Raw genomic sequence first — 4,010 nt, 5'->3', positions numbered from 1 at the left:
TGAAACCAAGAAGGTGAACATCGAATAAGGATGAGTTTTGACGACCAAAATGAAATGTTACATCCTTGGCAGTCGTCACTCATTTGTTTATTATAACTTGCTTATGTTATTAAATTTTCATTCCTAAAATCAATAAAAGCGTCAAAAAAAGTCGAGAAAAAGAGCCATGACCCCTGAAGAACTAGAGCAGTTGGAATTCTTTACGGCAGAAATTGCTAAAATTTTGTATAAGAATACACCCTCAAGTGAACTGACCAGTCTGGAAAATATTGAAAAACATCTCAGGCAACAATGGCTGGAAACAGTGGGCCCACAAATCGGTTTTTTTTATCAAACAAGCAACAGGAACAGAGCAAGGACGACCGCGCACAGTAAAAAGCTGTATTGGTGAACTAAGAATTACTGAAAAACAGGCAGAAAAATTAGAGGTCAAGAAATCTACTCGATTATCTCCATTATTTGAAAAATGCTGTTTGCGTCAAATAGCTAATCTTTCCTACGAAAAAGCTGCCCTGTGAAATGGAAGCTCAAACAGGAGTAAAGATAGGACATACTTGTTTACACCGATTGGTAGAAAAACAAGAATGGTCAGAACCTCATGCCAAAATCTATGTGAAAGAAACAAGCATAGATGGAGGGAAAGTCCGTCTCAGAGGGAAGTTGGGCGAAGGCTCTCATTGGCAAGATTACAAAGCAGTGCGATTACATGAAAGTTATCATGGGGCTTTTTATCAAGAGAATGAAGAGTTAATTAACTATATAAACCATCAGCCATTAGCCGATATATTAACTTGTTTGGGTGATGGGCATGATGGAATATGGAATATTATAAGCCAGTTAAATCCTGGTAAAAACCGACGAGAAATATTAGATTGGTATCATTTAATATAAAATTTATATAAAGTGGGAGGGTCGTTGAAATCTCTAGCGAAAGCCAAGAAATTTTTGTGGGAAGGCCAGGTAGAATCCACCCTAAATTTATTTAAAAATTCTCGCAAAAAAAACGCCAAAAAGTTTTGCAAGTATCTAGAAAAGCATCGCTATCGAATTGTTAACTATGAGCAATTATCAGAAAAAAAGATTTGTTCCATTGGCTCGGGAGCGGTCGAATCGACAGTCAAACAAATAGAAGGTTGAAAATTTCGGGAGCTCAATGGTTGCAAAAAAATGTCATAACAAGATGCTAAAACTTCGTTGTGCTTACCTTAACGATCTGTTGGCTATTTGAGGCTTTTTCAAAACCGGGATGCTCCCGATCGCATCATGGTTGATACTTCCTTGGATGAGTGCGTGGCACTGTATATTAAATTGGTCGAACGGCGGGCGTTAGCAATCCTTTGGTATCATTGATTCCAGCTTCTAAAGCTAATTCTGGCGTATCGAATTCATCCTTTAAATCACCGTATAGCGAACCACCGTAAGCCAGCCGATAACCAAACTGGTGGGGATTAGTTGACGAACGCCACACTTCGAGATAATGAAACCTTTTTAAAGGTGTGCTGAGCCAGAAATTATCCCGAAGAATTGGAGCCAAAACTTGCTTTGCTTGCCATCTGTAATTACAATTATCGCAGCAAATATTTAAGCTGTGTGGATGGATGCGATAAATATCGGTTGAACCACAAGTCTGACAGTTTTTATTCATCGTTAAGGTCGAAAACCGACGCAGCATTTAAGATGAAATTATTTTTCGTATATTTTTGGGTAAGTGTTGCATTTTAGGAATACATCTATTATATTTGAAAAAGGTCGTAAAACAGAAATTTATGCAGCTAACTTACAAATACAAACTCAAGCCAACCAAGTCCCAAGCAGCAACAATATCTACTCATCTGGAACTTTGCAGACGGCAGTATAATTACCGATTGAGTGAACGGTTCAGATGGTGGGAAGCTACCAGAACACCTATCAATGCTTGTTCCCTGAATACTTCCATAGTTCGGGTAGAGGAAATTTATAAGAATATTCCTGTGACCATAACACAAATTAGAGATGGCAGAAAGAAGGATAAGGCAGGTAATCCTATCACCCAAAAGAGTGACGAATTTTCTAATATTGTCTGTGGTTACGTGCAATGGCAAACTGTACAGTTAGCTGACTTAAAAAACACCAAAAAACTATTTCCTGAGTACAAGAGTTTGGACTCTCAAGTTCTACAAAATGTAGTCAACAGAGTGGAAACTTCTTTCTCAAATTTTACCACCCCTGACAAGGATGGCAATCGTAGAGGAAAGCCTAGATTCAAAGGCTTTCATTACTACAAGTCTTTCACCTATCCGCAGATTGATAACCTAAATATTATCAAGGACGAGCAAGGTAGGATTTGTATTTACCTGGCAAAAATAGGTCAAGTGCCGATGGTATTTCATAGGTCAATACCCACGGGATTCAAGGTCAAGACTGGAACGGTTATCAAAGAAGTGGATGGATGGTATATCTCCCTGACACTCGAAGATAAAATGGTTCCAGTAACGGTTACAGAAATTCAACCGACCGAAGACAACAGCCTTGGTATTGATTTGGGAATTACTAACTACGTTTATTTATCCAATGGGGAAAGAGTCGAAAACCCTAGATTTTTGGTAGAAGTTCAGGGGGGGGGTAGCTCCCGATGGCTCGAATATGATAGAGTAGGGGACATGGAAAAGACTGTGCCGGAACTAATAGCAGCAATCAGCCCTAGTGACTGGGCACTTGCGCCTCAAAGCATCCTCGAACTAATTTACGAATTAGTTCGTAGGACAGATAAGCTTGAGGCAGAAATGGCGCAACTGAGAACCGAAAATGAACTACTCAAAGAACAGGTAGCCAGAACATCAGCTAACTCGTCACAGCCACCATCAAAGAATCCGCAAGGGTTTAAGCCTAATCGGAAGGAGTCCACCGGAAAAAAACGGGGTGGGCAATTAGGACATATCGGATCTCAACGGAAGCTATATCCAGAAGAAATGTGCCAAGAGGTAATCCATCATTACCCGCAGGAATGTAGTGGATGTGGAGCCAAAATAGAGCAAGTAGGCAATCAGCCAGCCGACTATAGACATCAAATAGTAGAAATTCCACCAGTACAGCCAATCATCACAGAACATCAGTTTCATCCAGTCACCTGTAATTGCTGTGGCAAAAAAAATCATGCAGCATCCATGCCTGAAATAATTAGAGGAGGTGGATATGGAGCAAGAGTAACAGCGTATGTAGGTCTCTTGAGCAGTCAGTACCGACAATCCTACCGCCAAATTCAGCAACTAATGCAAGCAGTGTTCGGGATTGAAATGTCCATCGGCACTATTAATCGTTTACGGATAGAAGTAAGTGAAGCCCTGGGTGATGCGGTGACAGAGGCTCAAAGTTACATCCAGCATTCACCAACGGTCGGAGTAGATGAGACTGGATTTAAGCAGCGCAATGGTGATGGTCAAAATGCAGCGAAGACCAGCGGTTGGCTGGGGAGCATCCCACTTTTTAACTAAGCAGAAGTACCGAGTTTGATCTGGTTATTTAAATATGCACATCTCAGTCTTAAAATTTGAGGCACATTTTTTTCGTTCCACTGTGCACCTACAATCTTAATTCTTGCTCCAATCTGTTTTATTAAAGACTCTACAGCTCCCGAACCAATGTCAATGCCCTGAATAAAGATAATTTTGGTAATCTGGGATTCTTGATTGATGTTTTAGCAGATATTTCTGGAACTTTTCACTCCCTTTACTCGTAACTCCTACAAATTCGGCTATAGCTTCTAATGTTGACCCTTCCCACAGTTTGTGAAAGCGCTCTCCTCAGTCGTTTGAGCGAACCTCCTACTTTACTGTAGTTTAGACTAAAAAATGAGCGCATCTAAAAGTAGCCACCTTTGAATACGAAGGCAACCTGTTGCTCAAAAGCTCAAAAAGTAGAAGATTAAATAGCTAATCTTGAAGACTTTTTGCGCCGAGAAACCCGTTTTTTGACAGTCGGATAGCACGGTGCCTTGGTACGTACCCTTCCTTTTTCCCAACCGGGGGATTTTC

General features: G+C 40.5%; 2 protein-coding genes and 2 pseudogenes. 2 read left to right on the top strand and 2 right to left on the bottom strand.

Annotated features, from left to right (window positions below; translation table 11 throughout):
* Positions 1-166 precede the first annotated feature (166 nt).
* A pseudogene (locus QZ938_RS32815) lies at positions 167-1,228 on the top strand (ISKra4 family transposase).
* A 75-nt stretch (positions 1,229-1,303) separates the two neighbouring features.
* Here QZ938_RS32815 and QZ938_RS32810 read toward each other — a convergent pair.
* The gene (locus tag QZ938_RS32810; RefSeq protein ID WP_293365686.1) at positions 1,304-1,534 is read right to left on the bottom strand and encodes a hypothetical protein; all 231 of its coding nucleotides are present in this window, start codon (positions 1,532-1,534) and stop codon (positions 1,304-1,306) included.
* Positions 1,535-1,766: 232 nt separating this feature from the next.
* On the opposite strand from QZ938_RS32810, the gene QZ938_RS32805 reads away from it, so the two are divergent.
* Positions 1,767-3,470, top strand: a complete 1,704-nt coding sequence (locus QZ938_RS32805; protein ID WP_293356509.1) for a helix-turn-helix domain-containing protein — start codon at positions 1,767-1,769, stop codon at positions 3,468-3,470.
* Here the strand turns inward: QZ938_RS32805 and QZ938_RS32800 are convergent.
* Positions 3,467-3,692 (bottom strand): annotated as a pseudogene (locus QZ938_RS32800) (ISKra4 family transposase); the annotation flags it as partial. The gene QZ938_RS32805 and the pseudogene QZ938_RS32800 overlap by 4 nt on opposite strands.
* Between the last annotated feature and the right edge of the window lie 318 nt (positions 3,693-4,010).

Origin of the sequence: Microcoleus sp. CAWBG27 (genome assembly GCF_020883145.1) — a bacterium.
In the GTDB taxonomy this organism is placed as follows: Bacteria; Cyanobacteriota; Cyanobacteriia; order Cyanobacteriales; family Microcoleaceae; genus Microcoleus.
The sequence above is the reverse complement of the archived record's forward strand: the minus strand, read 5'-3'. Positions and strand labels throughout refer to the sequence as shown.